General features: G+C 63.8%; 14 protein-coding genes. 3 read left to right on the top strand and 11 right to left on the bottom strand.

Annotated features, from left to right (window positions below):
* Nucleotides 1-96 precede the first annotated feature (96 nt).
* The 5 genes from cmoB to lon form a co-directional block, all read right to left on the bottom strand.
* Nucleotides 97-1053 (bottom strand): tRNA 5-methoxyuridine(34)/uridine 5-oxyacetic acid(34) synthase CmoB, encoded by a 957-nt coding sequence (gene cmoB, locus NRG23_RS25865; RefSeq protein ID WP_257372791.1) that lies wholly within the window; start codon nucleotides 1051-1053, stop codon nucleotides 97-99.
* Nucleotides 1050-1793, bottom strand: coding sequence for a carboxy-S-adenosyl-L-methionine synthase CmoA (gene cmoA, locus NRG23_RS25870; protein WP_009050613.1), 744 nt, complete (start codon nucleotides 1791-1793; stop codon nucleotides 1050-1052). Before cmoA ends, cmoB begins: the two co-directional genes overlap by 4 nt.
* Nucleotides 1794-2098: 305 nt before the next feature.
* Nucleotides 2099-2734 carry a lysoplasmalogenase gene (locus tag NRG23_RS25875; protein ID WP_016703470.1) on the bottom strand — a complete coding sequence of 212 codons (636 nt, stop codon included), beginning with the start codon at nucleotides 2732-2734 and terminating at the stop codon, nucleotides 2099-2101.
* A gap of 1 nt (nucleotide 2735) precedes the next feature.
* Nucleotides 2736-3128, bottom strand: a complete 393-nt coding sequence (locus tag NRG23_RS25880; protein ID WP_009050611.1) for a protease inhibitor I42 family protein — start codon at nucleotides 3126-3128, stop codon at nucleotides 2736-2738.
* Between the two features lie 174 nt (nucleotides 3129-3302).
* Nucleotides 3303-5723: an endopeptidase La gene (gene lon / locus NRG23_RS25885; protein WP_009050610.1), complete on the bottom strand. Its 2421-nt coding sequence runs from the start codon at nucleotides 5721-5723 to the stop codon at nucleotides 3303-3305.
* 404 nt (nucleotides 5724-6127) lie between these two features.
* Between lon and NRG23_RS25890 the strand changes: the two genes are divergently transcribed.
* A complete protein-coding gene (locus NRG23_RS25890) occupies nucleotides 6128-8470 on the top strand; it encodes a bifunctional diguanylate cyclase/phosphodiesterase (protein ID WP_257372793.1) in 2343 nt (780 codons plus the stop codon).
* Nucleotides 8471-8571: 101 nt separating this feature from the next.
* Here the strand turns inward: NRG23_RS25890 and NRG23_RS25895 are convergent, their stop codons facing one another.
* The 6 genes from NRG23_RS25895 to NRG23_RS25920 all read right to left on the bottom strand — a co-directional run bounded on the left by NRG23_RS25895 (nucleotide 8572) and on the right by NRG23_RS25920 (nucleotide 18178).
* Nucleotides 8572-8865: a hypothetical protein gene (locus NRG23_RS25895; protein WP_009050608.1), complete on the bottom strand. Its 294-nt coding sequence runs from the start codon at nucleotides 8863-8865 to the stop codon at nucleotides 8572-8574.
* Between the two features lie 218 nt (nucleotides 8866-9083).
* On the bottom strand, nucleotides 9084-9398 hold the full coding sequence (locus tag NRG23_RS25900) for a hypothetical protein (RefSeq protein WP_028683304.1): 315 nt from the start codon (nucleotides 9396-9398) through the stop codon (nucleotides 9084-9086).
* A gap of 1234 nt (nucleotides 9399-10632) precedes the next feature.
* Nucleotides 10633-13053 (bottom strand): glucose/quinate/shikimate family membrane-bound PQQ-dependent dehydrogenase, encoded by a 2421-nt coding sequence (locus tag NRG23_RS25905; protein ID WP_016703467.1) that lies wholly within the window; start codon nucleotides 13051-13053, stop codon nucleotides 10633-10635.
* Nucleotides 13054-13182: 129 nt separating this feature from the next.
* Nucleotides 13183-14556, bottom strand: coding sequence for a carbohydrate porin (locus tag NRG23_RS25910; protein ID WP_081359929.1), 1374 nt, complete (start codon nucleotides 14554-14556; stop codon nucleotides 13183-13185).
* Nucleotides 14557-14880: 324 nt separating this feature from the next.
* The gene (locus NRG23_RS25915; RefSeq protein ID WP_257372796.1) at nucleotides 14881-15903 is read right to left on the bottom strand and encodes a hypothetical protein; all 1023 of its coding nucleotides are present in this window, start codon (nucleotides 15901-15903) and stop codon (nucleotides 14881-14883) included.
* Nucleotides 15904-16138: 235 nt separating this feature from the next.
* Nucleotides 16139-18178 carry a TonB-dependent receptor gene (locus NRG23_RS25920; RefSeq protein WP_016703464.1) on the bottom strand — a complete coding sequence of 680 codons (2040 nt, stop codon included), beginning with the start codon at nucleotides 18176-18178 and terminating at the stop codon, nucleotides 16139-16141.
* A gap of 350 nt (nucleotides 18179-18528) precedes the next feature.
* On the opposite strand from NRG23_RS25920, the gene NRG23_RS25925 reads away from it, so the two are divergent.
* Together NRG23_RS25925 and NRG23_RS25930 are read left to right on the top strand one after the other, a co-directional pair.
* On the top strand, nucleotides 18529-18759 hold the full coding sequence (locus NRG23_RS25925; RefSeq protein WP_007923118.1) for a VF530 family DNA-binding protein: 231 nt from the start codon (nucleotides 18529-18531) through the stop codon (nucleotides 18757-18759).
* A 9-nt stretch (nucleotides 18760-18768) separates the two neighbouring features.
* Entirely contained in the window at nucleotides 18769-19428 is a 660-nt protein-coding gene (locus NRG23_RS25930; protein WP_257372799.1) for a Pr6Pr family membrane protein, read from the top strand.
* Nucleotides 19429-19465: the final 37 nt, after the last annotated feature.

Consider the following 19465-nt stretch of genomic DNA (forward strand, 5'->3'; position numbering starts at 1 on the left):
CGATGACGCCAGCCCGGGCCATGCATACCTCGAACCTGGCGTGACGCTTGAAATCGCTATCGCGGGCAAGCCTCGCTCCTACACGGTGTGGGGCATTTATTTCCTGGCGACGATAACGGCGCGCATCGGCGCCGGCAGGCCTTCGATGGTCTTGCTGTGGTCGTTCGGGTCGAGGAAGTCGCTCAGCGACTGGTACTTCATCCACTCGGTGCCGCGCTGTTCCTCGACACTGGTTACGCTCACATCCACGCAACGCACATCGCTGAAGCCGGCGCGGCGCAGCCACAGTTCCAGGGCCGGCACCGACGGCAGGAACCACACGTTACGCATCTGCGCGTAGCGGTCTTCCGGCACCAGCACCTGATGCTGGTCGCCTTCCACCACCAGGGTTTCCAGCACCAGTTCGCCGCCCTTGACCAGGCAGTCCTTGAGCGCCAGCAAATGCTCGATCGGCGAGCGGCGGTGGTAGAACACGCCCATGGAAAACACCGTGTCGAAGCCTTCCAGGTTGGGCGGTAGGTCCTCGAACGGGAACGGCAGGTGCCACACCGCGGGCTCCGACAGGTAACGCTGCACCGCCTGGAACTGGCAGAAGAACAGCCAGTTCGGGTCGACGCCGATCACGCTGTGGGCGCCGGCGCCGAGCATGCGCCACATGTAGTAGCCGTTGCCGCAGCCGACATCGAGGATGCGTTTGCCTTGCAGGTTCAGGTGCGGAGCGACCCGCGACCACTTCCAGTCCGAGCGCCATTCGGTGTCCACGTGCACGCCGAACAGGTCGAACGGGCCTTTGCGCCAGGGCGACAGGCCCATCAGCGCGCTGCGCATCTGGGCGCGGGTGGCGTCGTCGCAGTCGGTGTCGAGGGTCAGGCCATTGAGCAGGTCGATGGTGCTCGGCTGGATCTTCGGCAGCGCGTCCAGCGCGCTCTGCCAGCGCTCCAGGTCGCCGTGGCCCTTTTCCATCTTGGTGTCGAGTTGCGCTTGCAGGGTGTTGGCCCAGTCGGCCAGCGGCGTACCGGCCAGGCGGCGGGCGAGGGGGGACAGATCGATCATGGCAAGGCAATCAACGAGGCAAAGTTAAGACACTGGAACCACGGCACGACTTTCGAGAACCCGGCGGCCAGCAGGCGTTCGCGGTGTTCTTCGAGGCTGTCGGGCTTCATGACGTTTTCGATGGCGCTGCGTTTCTGGGCGATTTCCAGTTCGCTGTAGCCGTTGGCGCGCTTGAAGGCGATGTGCAGGTCGGTGAGCAGCGCATGCTCCTCGGGGTCATTGAAGCGCAGCTTCTCCGAGAGGATCAGCGCGCCACCGGGCAGCAGCGCCTGGCGAATACGCCCGAGCAGGGCCAGGCGCTGTTCGGGGGCGATGAACTGCAGGGTGAAGTTCAGCGCCACCACCGAGGCCGGCTGGAACTCCAGGGCGAGGATGTCGCCTTCGATCACTTCGACCGGCAGCAGCTCCTGGAACATCGAGTCCTGGCCGTTGAGGTACTCGCGGCAGCGCTCGACCATGGCCGCCGAGTTATCCACCGCGATCACCCGGCAGCCGTCGGTGCGCACATGGCGGCGCAGGGCCTGGGTCACGGCGCCGAGGGACGAGCCCAGGTCGTAGAGCACGCTGTTGGGTTGGGCGAACTGGGCGGCGAGCACGCCGAGGTTCTCGACAATGGTCGGGTAACCCGGCACCGAGCGCTTGATCATGTCCGGGAACACCCGCACCACGTCTTCGTTGAAGGCGAAGTCGGGCACCTGGGCCAGGGGCTGGGCGAAAAGGCGGTCGGGTTCTTTGCTCACGGCGGTTCCAGCGGTGGAGATAGAAAGAGGGCCGGCATTGTAGCCGCTGCCGCAGGCTGCGATAAGGCCCGAAGGGCCTTTGGGGCCGTAAGGGCGACACAAGGTGGATGCCCCACCTGTGACCCTGTAGCCGCTGCCGAGCCCGCGAGGCTGCGCATGAGGACGCAGTCCTCGCAAGGCCTGCGCATGGAGTTTATCTGAAGGACCGCGGCGGCCGGTTTTACGGCCGCTTCGTCGGAATGCCGCCCAGACCGATCGCAGCCTCGCAAGCTCGGCAGCGGCTACAGGGCTACAGGGCTATAGGCTCAGCGGGGCTTCTGGCTGAAGGCCGAGGCCGCGATCCCCCATTGCCCCAGCCAGTAACTGAGGATGATCAGGTAGGGCGCGGCATCGAAGGCCACCACAAAACGGCTGATGCCGATCACGCTGTCGGAGAACACGAAGGCCACGGCGCCGGCGGCGGCCAGTTGCGCCGAGCGCTTGGGCACGTCGCTGCCCAGGCGGGCCAGGGCGCGCCAGAGCATGGCACTGATGACCAGGCCGTAGACGATCACCGGCACCAGCAACGGGCCCAGGCCATGGCTGATCAGAAGGCCCAGCAACGCCGCGCCGGCGACCAGGGCCAGCAGCAGGGGGACGGGCGCCAGGCGCCGGCAATCGCTGGTATAGGCCTTGAGATAGGCCAGGTGCGCGACCAGGAAGGCGCCGAGGCCGAACACGAACAGGTCGGCGGGCCAGGCCAGCAGCACGTCGCCGAGCAGGGAGAACAACAGGCCGAGGCTGATCCAGCGGCGATAGTCGCCGGGAGGTGCATCGTGCAGCCAGCCGAGCAGGGCCAGCACCGGCAGCGGCTTGACCAGCAGGCACAGCAGGGTGGCGTGGATGCTCAGGCCGTAGAGGAAGGTCGCCGCGCCCATCAGCGCCAGGATCAGCCAGCCCATGTCACTTGACCGAAATGGCGCAGTCGAAGGCTTTCACCGGTGCGACTTCCGGGGCCCAGGGTTGCTGATAGGTCAGCAACAGGCGCCCGGTGCCGGCGGCGAAGGCCTGGAAGCGCCAGGTGGACTGGCCGGCGCTGCCCACCAGGCCGCTGTCTTCGGGATTGCTGTAGACCTCGGGGCTGACTTTGCGCAGCACGCCGCCGGCCGAGTCCTGGATCGCCCAGCGATAACCCGTGGTCGGGTTGCTCGGCAGGGTCAGGATCAGGTTTTGCCCGTTGCTCAGTTGCACTGGGCATTCGCTCTGGTTCTCGACCGTGACGTTTTGCTTGGGTTGGCTGGCGCAGGCGGCGAGCAGGGCAAGGCTGAGGGGTAGCAACAGACGAATCGGTGACATGGGTCAGAAAGCTCCGGTCATGACAAAGGGCGAGCATAACCGAAGATGGGGGAATCTGTGGTGGGGTAGCGATTCTGTAGGAGCGAGGCTTGCCCGCGATAAACGATGACGCGGTGCATCAGGCACAACGCGTTGTCCTCATCGCGGGCAAGCCTCGCTCCTACAGAACAGCGTTTAGAACAGCACTTTCGCCACATCGGCGAAACGCTTGGCGAAGTGCACGGTGATGCCTTCCTTGAGGTAGTCCGGCAGCTCTTCGAAGTGGCCGCGGTTGGCTTCCGGCAGGATCAGCTCGTAGAGCTTCTGCCGGCGCGCCGCGATGACTTTCTCGCGCACCCCGCCGATGGGCAGGACATGCCCGGTCAGGGTCAGCTCGCCGGTCATGGCCACGCCCTTTTTCGGCGGCTGGTTACGCGCCAGGGACAGCAGGGCGCTGGCCATGGTCACCCCGGCGCTCGGGCCATCCTTCGGCGTGGCGCCTTCCGGCACGTGCAGGTGGACGAACGCCTCGTCGAAGAACTTCGCATCGCCACCGAACTGCTTGAGGTGCGAGGTGACGTAGCTGTAGGCGATTTCCGCCGACTCCTTCATCACATCCCCCAGTTGCCCGGTGAGCTTGAAACCACGGTTGAGGGTATGAATCCGCGTGGCTTCGATCGGCAGCGTGGCGCCGCCCAGGCTGGTCCAGGCCAGGCCGGTGATCACCCCGGTGCCGCTGAGCACCTGCTCGTTGCGGAACACCGGCATGCCCAGGGAGGCTTCCAGGTCCTTGGTGCCGAGCTTGATCACCGCATCCGGATCTTCCAGCAGCCGCACCACGGCCTTGCGCACCAGTTTGCCCAGCTGTTTTTCCAGCTGGCGCACCCCGGCCTCGCGGGCGTAACCATCGATCACCGCGCGCAGGGCGGCGTCGCTGATACTCAGGTGGGCCTTGGACACACCGGCCTTTTCCAGCTGCTTGGGCCACAGGTGGCGCTTGGCGATGGCCAGTTTTTCCTCGGTGATGTAGCCCGACAGGCGAATCACTTCCATCCGGTCCAGCAACGGGCCGGGAATCGAATCCAGGGTGTTGGCGGTGCACACGAACAGCACTTTCGACAGGTCCAGGCGCAGGTCCAGGTAGTGGTCGAGAAATTCCACGTTCTGTTCCGGGTCGAGGGTTTCCAGCAGCGCCGAGGCCGGGTCGCCCTGGTAGCTCTGGCCCATCTTGTCGATCTCGTCGAGCATGATCACCGGGTTCATCACTTCGACGTCTTTCAACGCCTGCACCAGCTTGCCCGGCAGGGCGCCGATGTAGGTGCGACGGTGGCCCTTGATCTCGGCCTCGTCACGCATGCCGCCGACGCTGAAGCGGTAGAACGGCCGGCCCAGGGACTCGGCGATGGACTTGCCGACGCTGGTCTTGCCCACGCCGGGCGGGCCCACCAGCAGTACGATGGAACCGCTGATCTCGCCCTTGTAGGCGCCGACCGCGAGGAATTCGAGGATCCGGCTCTTGATGTCGTCGAGCCCGGCGTGATGCTGGTCCAGCACCTTGCGCGCATGCTTGAGGTCGAGCTTGTCCTCGCCGTACACGCCCCAGGGCACCGCGGTGGCCCATTCCAGGTAGTTGCGGGTGACCGCGTACTCCGGCGAGCCGGTCTCGAGGATCGACAGTTTGTTCATCTCTTCCACGATGCGCTTCTGGGCCTGGGGCGGCAGGACCTTGCCTGCCAGGCGCTGCTCGAACTGCTCGATGTCGGCGCTGCGATCGTCCTTGGTCAGACCCAGCTCCTGCTGGATGACCTTGAGCTGTTCCTTGAGGAAGAACTCGCGCTGATGCTCGCCGATCTTGCGATTGACCTCGGCGGAAATCTCTTTCTGCAGGCGCGCGACCTCGACTTCCTTGCGCAGCATCGGCAGGACTTTTTCCATGCGCTTGAGCATCGGTACGCAGTCCAGCACTTCCTGCAGTTCGTTGCCGGTGGCCGAGGTCAGCGCGGCGGCGAAGTCGGTCAGCGGCGACGGGTCGTTGGGGCTGAAGCGGTTGAGGTAGTTCTTCAGCTCTTCGCTGTACAGCGGGTTGAGCGGCAGCAGTTCCTTGATCGCATTGATCAGCGCCATGCCGTAGGCCTTGACCTCGTCGGTCGGCTCGCTCGGCTGATGCGGGTACTCGACCTCCACCAGGTACGGCGGGCGATGGTGCTTGAGCCAGGTGCGGATGCGCACGCGGGTCAGGCCCTGGGCCACGAACTGCAACTTGCCGTTTTCGCGGCTGGCGTGGTGCACCTTGACCAGGGTGCCGTACAGCGGCAGGGCCGAGGTGTCGAAATGCCGTGGGTCTTCCGGTGGGGTGTCCATGAAGAACAGCGCCAGCGAATGGTGTTCGGACTTGCTCACCAATTCCAGGGTTTCGGCCCAGGGTTCTTCGTTGACGATCACCGGCAAGACTTGCGCGGGGAAGAACGGCCGATTGTGGATCGGGATGATGTAGACCTTGTCCGGCAGATTCTGCCCGGGCAGGGCCAGACCCTTGCCGGAGGATGTATGGAGTTCGGCGTTTTCCGGGTCGGCGTATTCACTCATGGTTTCAGGAAGTTCTTGCTGGTCGCTCATGGGGCACCTGCGCAATGGGGTATGCCAGGTTAGATGGGGCAGGTGACGAGCGGTTTCAATGGCGGGCGGGCCGGATCAATTATTTCAGTCCTTGTCGCCGCGACGCGGTGCATCCTCCAAAACGGCGAGGGCGAGGCTGTCATTTCTGCGCAGGAACGCTGGTAAATTGGCGGCGACAGAAAAATGACATTGTAAACCCCCTGATTTTATTGCGTGATCTTCTTGTCTTGGCGGTCTAATCTGGACCGATTAAATGCTGTCAGGGAAATGGCATTTATTTGACGCATCTTTAGCTGCCCAGAGGGACGCGTAATGATCAAGGGACTTTTCAGCGGGGAGCGGCGGGTGTCGCCGTGGGTGTGCAGAGTCGACAACAGTGAGGTCGCGGCGACGAGAGCCGGCTCATGAAGTGGCGCCATACGTTCCAGGTAAGGATCACTGGGGTATTGGCGTTGTTGCTGTTGATCGTGATCGGGGTGGTGTACTTCGCCGTCAAGGCCGCGACCAACCATGCAGTGGAAAACCAGGCGCAAGTGCAGCTGCAAACCGGCACCCGGGTCTTCGAACGCCTGCTCGAACTGCGCGGCCGGCGCTTGCGTTATGGCGTGGACTGGCTGGTGGTGGATGCGCAGTTTCGCCAGGCGGTGATCAGCGGCGACTCGCAGCAGATTCTCGAGGCGCTGCGCCAGCATGGCACTGGCACCCGTGGCAGCGAGCTGTTCGTGCTCGGCGCCGAAGGCACGGTGATCGCCAGCACCCTGGGGGCGATCGCCGAGCACGAGCATTTCCCTTACGACCGCGCGCTGCGCATGGCCCTGCGGCAGAACAAAAGCATGTTGATCGTCGCGCTCAAGGGCCAGCCTTATCTGCTGGTCCAGGGGCAGGTGCTGACGCCGATGCACATGAACCGGGTGGTCATGGCGTTTCGCATGGACGACCTGTTCGCCAGCGAGCTGCGCTCCATGAGCAACCTGGAAGTGTCTTTCCTCACCCTGCAGGACGGACGCGCCGGGGAGCTGTTCAGCACTCAGCCGGATATTTTCTGGGCCACCATCATCACCACCCTGCGCAACTTGTCCTGGCGCGCGCTACCGCAGTTGAGCGATGCCCACGGCAAGCGCTTCCTCAATCAGGCCTTGCAACTGGCCAACACCGACGATCCCGACGACCCCCAGGTTCTGGCGTTGCTGCAAAGCCCGCTGGATCACGCCTTGCAGGCTTTCGCGCCGCTGGACCGGGAATTCCTGGCGATCGCCCTGGCAGCACTGGTGGTGTCGCTGGCCGGCGCCCTGTTCATGGCGCGGCGGGTGTCGCGGCCGCTGAATGTGCTGGCCGAGGCTGCCCAACGCATCGGCACCGGCAACTACCAGGTGCCGGTGGTGCTCAAGCGCACCGACGAGTTCGGTTTGCTGGCCGAGGCGATCAACGCCATGCAGAGCGGGATTGCCAGCCGCGAGCTGCAACTGGCCCACAACGCCCTGCACGATCCCTTGACCGGCCTGCCCAACCGGGCGCTGGCCATGGAGCGCCTGAGCAATGCCATCAGCGCCGGGCGCAAGGTGGTGCTGCTGTACCTGGGTATCGAGGACTATCGGGCGATCAACGAAGGCCTGGGCCCGGAAGGGGTGGAGCAGATGATGCGCGAAGTCAGCCGGCGGCTGTCGGAGACGGTGTCCACCGGGGACACCGCGGCACGGATCACCGCCAATGAGTTCCTGTTGCTGCTGGAAAACACCGAGATCGATGGCGCGGTGGCCATGGCCGATCGGCTCCACGCGCTATTGAGCCGGCCGCAGACCATCCATGGCGATGAAGTGCAGCGCCAGGTGTGCATCGGCGTGGCGGTCTATCCCACCGACGGGCAGTCGGCGGAAGAACTGATCAGCCGCGCCGCCATCGCCCGCCACGACGCGGCCGCCCAGCCCGGTTACCTGCAGATCTACCAGCAGGATCGCGACCTGGCCCATCAGCGCCAGATCGGGCTGATCCGCGACCTGCGCCGGGCCGCGGCGGAAGGCGAGCTGTTCTTGCTGTACCAGCCCAAGCTCGACCTGCGCCATGGCCATGTGCACCAGGCCGAAGCCTTGCTGCGCTGGCAGCACCCGGAGTTCGGCATGGTCTCGCCGGCGGAGTTCATCCCCCTGGCCGAGCGCACCGGCAGCATGAACAGCCTGACCCTGTGGGTGATCGAGGAAGGCATGCGGCAACTGGCCGAATGGAACATGCGTGGGCTGCATTTGCAGTTGTCGCTGAACATCTCGGCGGACGATCTGCATGGCCACGACCTGGCGGCGCGGGTGAGCGTGTTGCTGCAACGTTATCGACTGTCCGCCGAGCAGCTGATTTTCGAGATCACCGAGAGCGCCATCATGCGCCACCCGGAGCAGGCGCTGGAGGTGTTGCAGAGCCTGCGCGACTGCGGCATCAGCCTGTCGGTGGACGACTTCGGCACCGGCTATTCGTCGCTGGCGCAATTGCAGCGGCTGCCGGTGCAGGAGCTGAAGATCGACCAGTCGTTTATCCGCAACCTCGACGAAACCAGCGGCGACGCGGTGATCGTGCGCTCCACCATCGAGATGAGCCACAACCTGGGGCTCAAGGTGGTGGCCGAAGGGGTGGAGCAGGAACGCAGCCTGCGCCTGCTGGAGCGCTGGCACTGCGACACGGCCCAGGGCTACCTGATCAGCCGGCCGCTCAGCGCCGCAGCCTTCGAGGCCTGGCTGTTGAAGTCGCGGATTTCCAGCTGAGCAGCGCCGCGTGGCCGCTCCGGGTGCTGTGGCCGGACATCCGCAGGCCCTGTTTCACAGTGTGAAGTGGTCGCCATGAACCATCGACGATGGGCCGCGGCTTACTGCTTGGTGCACTCGGCGGGGAGCGCTACGACGCCGCCCATGGAGGCGAAGGCGACCATGCCGCCACTGGGCAATACGCAATTGTATTCGCCGTTGCTGGTGCTGGCGGTGAAGTAGGTCTGGGACGCGTCGCTACGCACATTGGAGACCGTGGTCACGGGTTTGCCGAGGGTGGTCTGGGCGCGGTTCTTGAGGTCGTCGTTGCTGGGTTTGGCAATGGCGCAACCGCCCAGGGCGAGTGCCAGGAGGCTGAGCAGGGCGAGGGGGCGAGCAGTGGGGTGGAGGTTCATGGTGATTCTTCCTTGGCGTTGTTGTGTTTTCTACGGCGCAGCCGACCCCGACACCGCGCAGCGGCGGTGTTGAGAAGAGCGAGTGAGTGGTTGGCACTATATCGCCGGGGTAGGGGAGGGTCGATTAGCACAGATGGGCTAATGTCCCTTTGCAATGGCCGGGTTGAGGATAGCGTCGGCGCAGGGCCGGCTGGCGGCCGCCGGCCCCGGATCGAGGTTCAGCTCAGCAGTTGTTCCTGCAGGCGCCGGCCGAGTACGTCCAGCAGGTCGCAGCCATCGCGCAGGGGGATGACGCAGAGCTGGGCGAAATCCTGGAGCAGTGCCGGGTTGCTGTGCAGGTTGGCGTCGCTGGCGATGTTTTCCAGCAGCTGGATCGCCGCACGGATGCGGTGGGCGGCGGCTTCGTGCAACACATCCAGCGGCGCCTCGGTGTCGATCAGCAAGGCGGGGATGGTGCAGTCGTTGCTGGTCAGGGCCATGTAGCGGCGGGGTTTGGTGGGCAGTGTAGGCGGATCGGGAACGACTTTTTTCATTGAACTGGCTCCGGGTAGGGATCTGAGCCGCCAACAGCCTTCCTACGGGCTTGGGTGGCAGCCGTGCGCGGGGTAGGAACCGAATACCCAGGGACTCGGCCACGTCGAAACGTGCCCGCGCACAGCCGCCGCGGCTGATCTTACGGACACCTTAAAAGGGCCGCAATCAGTCGGGACGCGTACGCGCCGAGGGTCATCAAAAGGGTTCCTACGCCCTGTCACTGAATTGGCAGTGACAGGCCAAACCATAGAGTCCGGGGCCCGGTGGGACAAGGTGATGGGAGTCGACGCGTGTTGTAGGAATTTTCGCTGTAGCCGCTGCCCCACCGATCTCGGATCGACACTGGCCCTGTAGCCGCTGCCGAGCCCGCGAGGCTGCGATAAGGCCCGCAGGGACTTGGTTCCCGATCTCCCGCCGAACCTTCAGCGGTCCTCAGAACGCCGCGACCGTGCCGGTCGATCGCAGCCTGCGGCAGCGGCTACACGAATCGTTATCGTCCGGGGGCCTTGTGGTGATTAGGGGGGCCTATCGCGGGCAAGCCTCGCTCCTACGGAAGGAGATTGCTGCCCGGGGCAATACCGATCTCGGATCAACATTGGCCTGTAGCCGCTGCCGAGCCCGCGAGGCTGCGATAAGGCCCGCAGGGCCTTGGTTCCCGATCTCCCGCCGAACCTTCAGCAGTCTTCAGAACGCCGCGACCGTGCCGGTCGATCGCAGCCTGCGGCAGCGGCTACACGAATCGTTATCGTCCGGGGGCCTTGTGGTGATTAGGGGGGGCTATCGCGGGCAAGCCTCGCTCCTACGGAAGGAGATTGCTGCCCGGGGCAATACCGATCTCGGATCAACATTGGCCTGTAGCCGCTGCCGAGCCCGCGAGGCTGCGATAAGGCCCGCAGGGCCTTGGTTCCCGATCTTCCGCCGAACTTCCAGAGGCCTCCAGAACGCCGCGACCGTGCCGGTCGATCGCAGCCTGCGGCAGCGGCTACATGAATCGTTATCGTCCGGGAGTCTTGTGGTGTGGTTGGGCGGGCCTTATCGCGGGCAAGCCTCGCTCCTACGGAAGCGTAAAGCGGAATGCGGCGATCCTGCTTCTGTAGGAGCGAAGCTTGCTCGCGATGACGTCAGGCCAGGCAACACAAAAATGAAAGGCTGAAGAAACTCCCCGCAAACGCCATCCACAAAAAAAGGCGGCTACCCGCAGGTAGCCGCCTTTTCATTCACCGCCGGTAACGCTTATTCCGACAGTTTGTAGGCGATGATGTAGTCGCCCATCTTGGTGCCCAGCGAGCCGTGGCCACCCACGACCACCAGCACGTACTGCTTGCCATCCTTGCCGGTGTAGCTCATCGGCGTGGCCTGGCCGCCCGCTGGCAGGCGGGATTTCCACAGTTCCTTGCCGTTGTTCACGTCATAACCGCGGATGTACTGGTCCAGGGTGCCGCTGAGGAAGCCCACGCCACCGGCGGTGACCATCGAGCCGCCCATGCTCGGCACGCCGATGGGCAGGCCGATCGGTACTGGCGAGCTGTCGCGGCTGGTGCCGTTCTTGTGCTTCCACACCACTTTGTTGGTGGTCAGGTCGATACCGGCCACGTAGCCCCAGGCCGGAGCCTGGCAAGGTACGCCGAACGGCGACATGAACGGATGCATGATCACCGCGTACGGCGCGCCGGTGTTGGGTTGCACACCGGAGGTTTCGCTTTCGCGCTTGCTGCCGGCGGCGACTTCGGCGCGCGGCACCAGCTTGGAAACGAAGGCCATGTAGTTCGGGCTGGTGAACAGCAGGTGACGGACCGGGTCGATCGATACGCTGCCCCAGTTGAACACACCGACGTTACCCGGGTAGATCAGGCTGCCCTGGATCGATGGCGGGGTGTACTGGCCTTCGTAGCGCAGTTCCTTGAACTGGATGCGGCACAGCATCTGGTCGAACGGCGTGGCGCCCCACATGCCTTTTTCTTCCAGCGGCGGTGGCAGCAGGTTCAGGTCCGAACGGGCCTGGGTCGGCGCGGTGTGGTCGCCTTCGACCGCACCGGCCGGAGCCGGTACTTCCTGGATCGGCACGATCGGGGTGCCGTCGCGACGGTCCAGCACGTACAGGCTGCCTTGCTTGGTCGGCTGGATCAGCGCCGGCTTGATGCCGTCCGCGGTCTTCATGTCCACCAGGGTCGGCTGGCTGCCCACATCCATGTCCCACAGGTCATGGTGGGTGAACTGGTAGTTCCAGCGCAGCTTGCCGGTGTCGATGTCCAGGGCCACAGTACCGGCGCTGAATTTCTCGGCGCCCGCGGTGCGGTTGCCGCCCCACTGGTCAGGCATCTGGTTGCCCAGCGGCAGGTAGACCAGGCCCAGCTTCTCGTCGACGCTGGCCAGGGACCACATGTTCGGCGAGTTGCGGGTGTAGGTCTGGCCTTCAGGCAGCGGAGTGGTTACGTCGGGGTTGCCGGCGTCCCAGTTCCACACCAGGTGACCGTCGTGCACGTCGAAGGCGCGGATCACGCCGGACGGTTCGTTGGTCGACTCGTTGTCGGTCACGTGGCCGCCGATGATCACCAGGTTACGGGTGATGGCGGCCGGCGATGTCGAGTAGTAGCCGCCCGGGGTGAACGGGCCGATACCGGCCTTGAGGTCCACCGCGCCTTTGTTGCCGAAGTCTTCGCAGACCTTGCCGGTGTCGGCGTTGATTGCGATCAGGCGTGCGTCGGCGGTCGGCAGGAACAGGCGACGCGGGCAGCTGGCGGCGATGGCCTGGCCGGCGGCCGAGAGGCTGGCCGGGGTGCTGATGGCATCGGACTTGTTGAAGTTGGCTTCGTCGTAGTACGACACACCGCGGCAGGTCATGTGCGCCCAGCCACGGAAGTCGTCGCCGTTCGGGCCCTGGATTTTCGGGTCGAAACGCCAGATCTCCTTGCCGGTGTCCGGGTCCAGCGCCAGCACCTGGCTGTGGGCGGTGCAGGCATAGAGCATGCCGTTGACCTTCAGCGGGGTGTTCTGGTTGGTGATTTCCACCGGGTCCTTGGCGGTCGGCATGTCGCCGGTGCGGATGCGCCAGGCTTCCTGCAGCTTGCCGATGTTGGCCGGCGTGATCTGGGTCAGCGGCGAGTAGCGGTCGCCGAACTCGGTGCGGCCATACGCCTGCCAGTCGCCTTCGGGCATGGTCGGCGCGGCGCTGGTGGTGTCGGCGCTTTCACGGCCCAGTTCGCCCGAGATCTCGCCCGGGTTGGTGAACTGGCTGTTGATCGCGGCACCGCCGGCCAGGACCACGGCCACGCCCAGTACCGCGGTACCCAGCGGCGCCGGACCGTTGCGCAGCAGCGGACGACGGAACCATGGCAGCAGCAGAACCACACCCAGGGCAAAGAACAGCGACAGGCGTGGCACCAGTTGCCACCAGTCCAGGCCGACTTCCCACAGTGCCCAGACGGAGCTTAAGAACAGCACCACCCCGTAGACGAGCAGCGCGGAACTACGCCCCGCCAGCAGCAGCACGCCGCTGACGATCAGGCCGATACCGGCCAACAGGTAGTACAGCGAGCCGCCGAGCATGCTCAGCTTGATCCCCCCGGCCAGCATGGCCAGGCCCATTAGCAGCAGCAAGATACCGAGCAGGCTCGGCAGCAGGCGGCTCGGACTTGAAGCACCATCAGTGCTCATAGTGTGGTTCTCCGTGACGTTTAAGGTAGTCCCGCGCTTGTTCACTGTAGATGACGATCAGGCGCGGGCATGGTTCAGCAATGTTTGGGAAAAACAGTTTTATTCAGATTGGGCGAGCCCCAGGGCTTATCAGAACGAGCTCTGGATCTTGATCCCGCCGATCAGTGCGTCGTCGACCTTGTCCACGCCACCCGGGTGGCGGATGTATTGCAGGTTCGGGCGCACGGTCAGCCAGTTGGTGACGTGCACGCCGTAGTACAGCTCGGCGCTGTATTCGGTGTCCTGGGGCGGCAGGTAGGCCGGGTTGTCGTAGTCCTGGATGAGGTTGGCCTGGTTGGTCGCTTCGGCGTTCTTGCGGTAGGCCGGGTTGACGTGGACCCGGGCCATGGCGAAGCCGATGTCGTCCTTGGCGCGTGCATCGAACAGACCCTTGTAGACCAGGCCGGCCTGGACATAGTTGTCGATGGCGTTGGTCTTCTTGTCGTGCATCGTCGCATTGGCGAACAGGCTCAAGCCGCGCGAGTGGTCGCTGGCCAGGCTGGTGATCTGCTGTTGCGCGCCCAGCCACAGGCCGTGCTTGCTCGAACTGCTGCGATAGGCCTCGCCGCTCAAGGCCGCCGGCTGGCCGTTGCTGTCCTTGTACACGTCAGTGGCCTTGGCGCTGCTGTAGTAGTAACCGGCGCGGTATTCACCCGGCAGCCCGTTGAGCTTCGGCGTCCACACCAGCTCCACCGGCAGCAGGGTGCCCTGGGTGCCGCTGCCGCTGAGCTTGAAGCCGTTGCCGCGTTCGAGGTTGGACGGGTTCTGCTCATAGGCGCCGATCTGCGCGTAGAGCTCAGGGGTCAGGTGATATTTGACCCGCAGCGCCCATTGGCTGACCGGCCAGTTGTACCAGACGCTGCCGGCCCAGTTGCCGACCTGGGAGCCGCAGAACGCCAGGTTCTGGAAGTCGCAGGGGAAGCTGTTGAAGTCTTCGCCCTGGCCGAACCGGCCGACCTTGATATCGAGTTTCTGGTCGAGGAATTTCTGCTGGTACCACATCTGCGTCAGGCGCCAGGTCTGGCCGCGGCCCCAGACTTCCTGGGCCGAGGTGAAGCCACCGACCCGCGGGTCGTTGATGCGGTCGTTGCTGATGTTGTCGCCGTCACGCTTGGTGATGGTCAGTTGGAATTCGGCATCGTTCCAGCCGAGGATCTTGCCCAGGTCCAGGTGGCTGCCGAAGGCGAACTGGTCGCTGAAGCGCGCGGTGCGGTCATGGTCGTAACCGCCATGCAGGTTGGCGCCCATTTCGCCGACGAAGTCGATCTTGAAGTCGTAGCCTTTTTTTGCCAGCTCGGTGCGGTTGCCGTTCCAGTCGCCGAGCATCCAGGGGGACTCGCTGTCGAAGGCCGGCGCAGCCTGGGCGCAAGTGGCCAGTCCGAAGGCGCTGAGCAGGGTCATGGCTTTCTGGCTGGCAGTAGGGTGCAAGACAGCGCTGTCTTTGAGAGGCTTGAAATTAGGCATAAGTTGTCAGGTAAGGGCTTTTTATAAGAGGTCAGAAAAACAGGGGGTATCGCGCGTTGCGAACCTCAGGGGTCGCAAGCGGTAGCCACTGTTTTAAGGAAAAAAAACGATTCAGCGTTGGGGGCGTAAGGATAAAGCGCCTCCTCTTGGAGAGAAAGCGCTTTTAGTGACATGAATCATTTCGAATTTGGTAACAGTGTGCTTTTTCCAGCCGTTGGTATTAGGCATGGAACTACTGTCAATCTTCTTTCGGTCAAACAGGGGGCACGTCGTTCTACTTTGAATAACTCGCCCCTGTTGTTGTGCGGGTTCAACTAAGGACTTTCAGACTTCTTTTCTCCAGCCGGAGAACGTGATGGATGTTCCTTCTTCCTCTTCATCCTTGATCTCGATCTTGTAAGTACCGCCGCCAATGACACCGTCAATCAGGGCTTTTTCATCGTTTGCGCGTAACTCGGCGCCTTTTGCCTGTTCCTGGTAGAACTTCACGACCTCGGGGAACGGCGCGTAGGTTTTCAATAGCACCTCGAAATCATGCCGGGGCCTGCCCGCTATCTCGTCGTAGTCGCCGTAAATCGGCGCGCCTTTCAGGCCCGGGGTGGTGAAAAAACCATCGACGCCCGCGCCCACCAAGTGGGAGTTTTTAGGTAGCAACCCGAGCATCGCCTTCGGGAAGTCGGCAGGCAGTTGTGAGGCGTTCCAGGAGTCTTTTTCCGGTGCAGTGGTGATGTATTCAACGGTGGCGATCTTTTGCGCCCGGGCACGGGTTTCGGGATCTTCACTTTCGGCCCAAGACGCGACCATTGGCGGCAACTCTTTGCTCCAGGCAATGATCGGCTCGGCGTCACTCTTCTTGGCGTCTTTGGCCTGGAAGATGGTCAGCACGGTTTCCGGTGCCGGATTGCAGGACAAGGTTTCGTCCCTGGATTTGACGGTGCAGTGCCCATTCACCAGCCCAACGGTGAGCAACTGCCCCTTGTCGTCCAACAGCAGCGCGGCGCGTTCAAAGCCGTGACCATGATCCATGGCCGTGAGCATTTTGCGTCCGGCAGGTACACCTTTCTCGAACGTCGAGAACTCTGAGTCGAGGGAATCCAGTACTTGCGTCACGATCATGGAGCCGTCGCTGGTGAAGCTGCCGGTGGCGTAGCCGATGAAGTCGATCAGGGCCGCGCGCACCGCCGGGTCTTCATTGAGTTGCGGTGGTCGTGCCGGCGCGGGGGCATTGGTGAGCTGCAGCACGGTTGTGCCATCTGCGCGTTTTTCCGAATGAAGGGACAGTGCGACAGCATCAAGCGAGAGGGTGAGTGCCAAAAGCACGGCGAACGGGCGTGTGAGGTTGAACAAGGGGTCAGTCCTTTGTTGGGTGGAAATCCGGTTTCTGCGGGAGGTCACGGGTTGATGGCACTGCTTCAGGCCGTCATGACAGGTACGCAACCTTGGAAAGATAAAGCGGCGCATTTTGCCCGGTCACGGCCTGGCGGTACAGGCTGGGGATTGCGCAATGCCGTGGGAGTCAGGTTCTGAGGGGGAGGGGGCGGAGAGGAAAATCGCAGCCCGAAGGCTGCGATTGTGGGGGGACTCAGAAGGTGGTGCGCAAACCGACCTCGATGCTGCGCCCCTGGGCCGGGGCGATGTCGCGCAGGATCGAGCTGGCGTAACGCACGGTCTGGTTGGTCAGGTTCTCGCCCTTGACGAAGGCCAGCCACTGGCTGCTGCCGATATCGAAGTGGTAGCCGGCGCTGGCGCCCAGGGTGGTGTAGCCGTCGGTGCCGCTTTCGTTGTCCGGCACGCGACGCTGGCTGGCGGCGTGTTCGACATCGATGCGCGCCTGCCAGCGATCCAGTTCCCACAGCAGGCCGCTGTTCAGGCGTAGCGGGGCGATGCGCGGCAGGGCTTCGCCGTTGTCCAGGTTCTTGGCGCGGGTGTAGTCGCCGGACAGTTCCAGGGCGAACTTGCCGTAGGCGCTTTCGCCGAGCTTCCAGTGATCCTGCGCTTCGATACCGGTAAACCGCGCGCGGACCCCGGAGTAGGTGTATTCCGGCATGCCGCCGGCGTCTTCCTCGCCTTCATCGTTGAGGGTGCGGCCGCTGCCGAGCAGCCCGATGTAGTTGGAGAAGTGGCTGTAGAACACCCCGACGCTGCCTTTGTGGGTGCCGTTGTCGAAACGCAGGGCCAGGTCGCTGGACACGGCTTTTTCCTTCGACAGGTTGGCGTCGCCGACTTCATAGGTGCCGGTGGCCACGTGGGCGCCGTTGGCATACAGCTCGTAGAAGGTCGGGGCGCGTTCGGTGTAGCCCAGGGTGGCGGCCACGGACCAGATCGGCGTCAGGGTATAGACCGCGCCGGACGACAGGCTACCGGCGGTGAAGCTGTTGGAGCTGTCGGCCTGGCTGAAGCGTTCGTTGCCTTTGCTGTCCGGGTCGACGCGGGTGTGTTCCAGGCGTCCGCCGAGGCTGAGTTTCAGGCGTTCGGTGGCCTGCAGCTCTTCGAGGATGAACAGCGCGGCGCTGTCGGTGTCGGTCTGGGGCACGAAGGCCTCTTCGCCGAGCGCGGAAAACTCGCTGCGGCTGACCTGGGTGCCGATCACCCCATTGAGCGGGCCGAGGGGCTGGTGGCGGGCTTCGACACGGGCTTCGTAACCCTTGTTCTTGAAGATGGTGCCGGTCTCGCCGCCTTCGATTTCGCGGTGCTCGTAATCGGTGTAGCCGGCATCGAATTTCAGCGAGCTGAAAGGGCCGTCGAGGTTGCGCAGTTCCGAGGCGAAGGCGTAGTGATCCTGCTTCATGCGGATGCGCACGTCCTCTTCGGCGGGCGAGCCGTAGTTGGAGTCGTAGTTGCTGTAGGACAGCCCGGCGTAACCGTCGTCCCAGGTGTAGGAACCGCCGATGGCGCCGCCGTCCTGACGGCCGTCGCTGTTGCCCAGGCGACCTTTCTTGCCGTCGCCGTCTTCACTCGGCGGGGCATGGCGGCTGCGGGCGTAGCCGGGGATTTTCAGGTCGTTGAACTGCCGCGAGTTGGCGTCCAGGTGCAGGGCGAAGGTGCCGTTGCCGGCTTCCAGTTTGCCCGCGCTGCTGCGGGTGGTGTCGGCACCGCCGTAGCGCAATTCACCGGCACCGTGGATGCCTTCGATGGCTTCGGTGGGGATGCGGTTGTCGAAGGTGTTGACCACGCCGCCGATGGCGCTGCCGCCATACAGCAGGGCAGCCGGGCCACGGACGATCTCGATACGGTCGACGTTGACCGGGTCCAGCGGCACCGCGTGGTCGTAGGACAGCGACGACGCATCCAGGGCGCCGACGCCGTTGCGCAACAGGCGAATGCGATCGCCATCCAGGCCGCGAATGATCGGCCGGCTGGCGCCCGGGCCGAAGTAGGACGAGGACACGCCCGGCTGTTTATTCAGGGTTTCGCCGAGGCTGCCTTGCTGTTGCAGGGTCAGGTCGTCGCCTTCCAGCACCGTGCTCGGCGCCGCCGTTTGCTGGCTACCCAGCGGGTTGGCGGTGATGACCTGCGGTTGCAGCTCCAGGGCGTGGGCCTGGGAAGCGAGCAGCAAGGCGGCGGACAGCGGCGTCAGGCGCCAGAGTAGAGAGCGAGAAGGGCGGTGGGCAGAGAGGGACATCGGTCATTCCTTGGCAAGCGCGGGGCTGTGCGCTTTGAGTCAAAAGAGAACAGGCGTGACACGGCGAGGTGTCTGGATCAGGGGTTTGTTTTGTATTGATACAATATAACATCTCTCTTGGCGCGAAAAGGAAGGAACTTTTCCAGGAGAGGGGGCATTCGTTCCGATGTAGCCGCTGCCGCAGGCTGCGATCGAGCGGAGCGCTCGCGGCGATCTCAGGTGCATGAGCGCCTTCGGCGCTATCGCAGCCTGCGGCAGCGACTACAGTTGATGAGTGTTCGCCCTTCCACCGGATCGAACCCTCGGCTAAGGTGCGCGACTTCCTTTTTTCTCTTGCTCAAAGGCCCGGCATGACTGCAACGAACAACGACCCGCTGCACGGCGTCACCCTGGAACAGATCCTCAAGGCGCTGGTGGAACATTACGAATGGCAGGGGTTGGCCGAGCGCATCGATATCCGCTGCTTCAAGAGCGACCCGAGCATCAAGTCGAGCCTGACCTTCTTGCGCAAGACGCCCTGGGCGCGGGAGAAAGTCGAGCAGCTGTACGTGAAATTGCAGCGCACCAAACGCCCGCTCTAAGGACCTTCGATGGCTGTCGAGCCGGTTTTTCCTTCAGGCGGCAAACGGCTGTTCACTGCGCTGGCCGCGTTGCTCGGCTGGGCGGGGCTGACGATCCAGCTGTACCTGATTCTTCATCTGCGCTGGACGGTGGACGCCAGCCTACTGGGCGGGCTGATCAACTTTTTCAGTTTCTTCACCGTGCTCACCAACACCCTGGTGGCGGTGGTGCTGACCTGTGCCCTGAACCTGCGTAGCTCACGGGGGCAGCGGTTTTTCCTGCAACCCTGGGTCAGCAGCGGTATCGCGGTCAGCATTCTGCTGGTGGGGCTGGCGTACAGCCTGTTGCTGCGTCATCTGTGGCATCCCCAGGGTTGGCAGTTGGTGGCGGACGAGTTGCTGCACGACGTGATGCCGCTGTTGTTTCTCGTCTACTGGTGGTGCTGCGTACCCAAGGGCCGCCTGGGGTTGCGGCATGTCGCCGGGTGGATGCTCTACCCGCTGCTGTATTTCGCTTATGTCCTGCTGCGCGGGCATGTGCTGGGGCTGTATCCCTATCCTTTTGTCGACGTGGACAAGCTGGGCTATGCACAGGCGTTCGTGAATGCGTTGGGGATTCTGGCGGGGTTTGTGCTGGTGGCGCTGGGGATTGTCGGGCTGGATCGTTGGTTGGGGCGTCGCTGGGTTTGAGTGTGCGGTGACTGGAAGGGGGTCATCGCGGGCAAGC

Origin of the sequence: Pseudomonas sp. T8 (assembly GCF_024610635.1) — a bacterium.
GTDB classification, from domain to species: Bacteria; Pseudomonadota; Gammaproteobacteria; order Pseudomonadales; family Pseudomonadaceae; genus Aquipseudomonas; species Aquipseudomonas chlororaphis_I.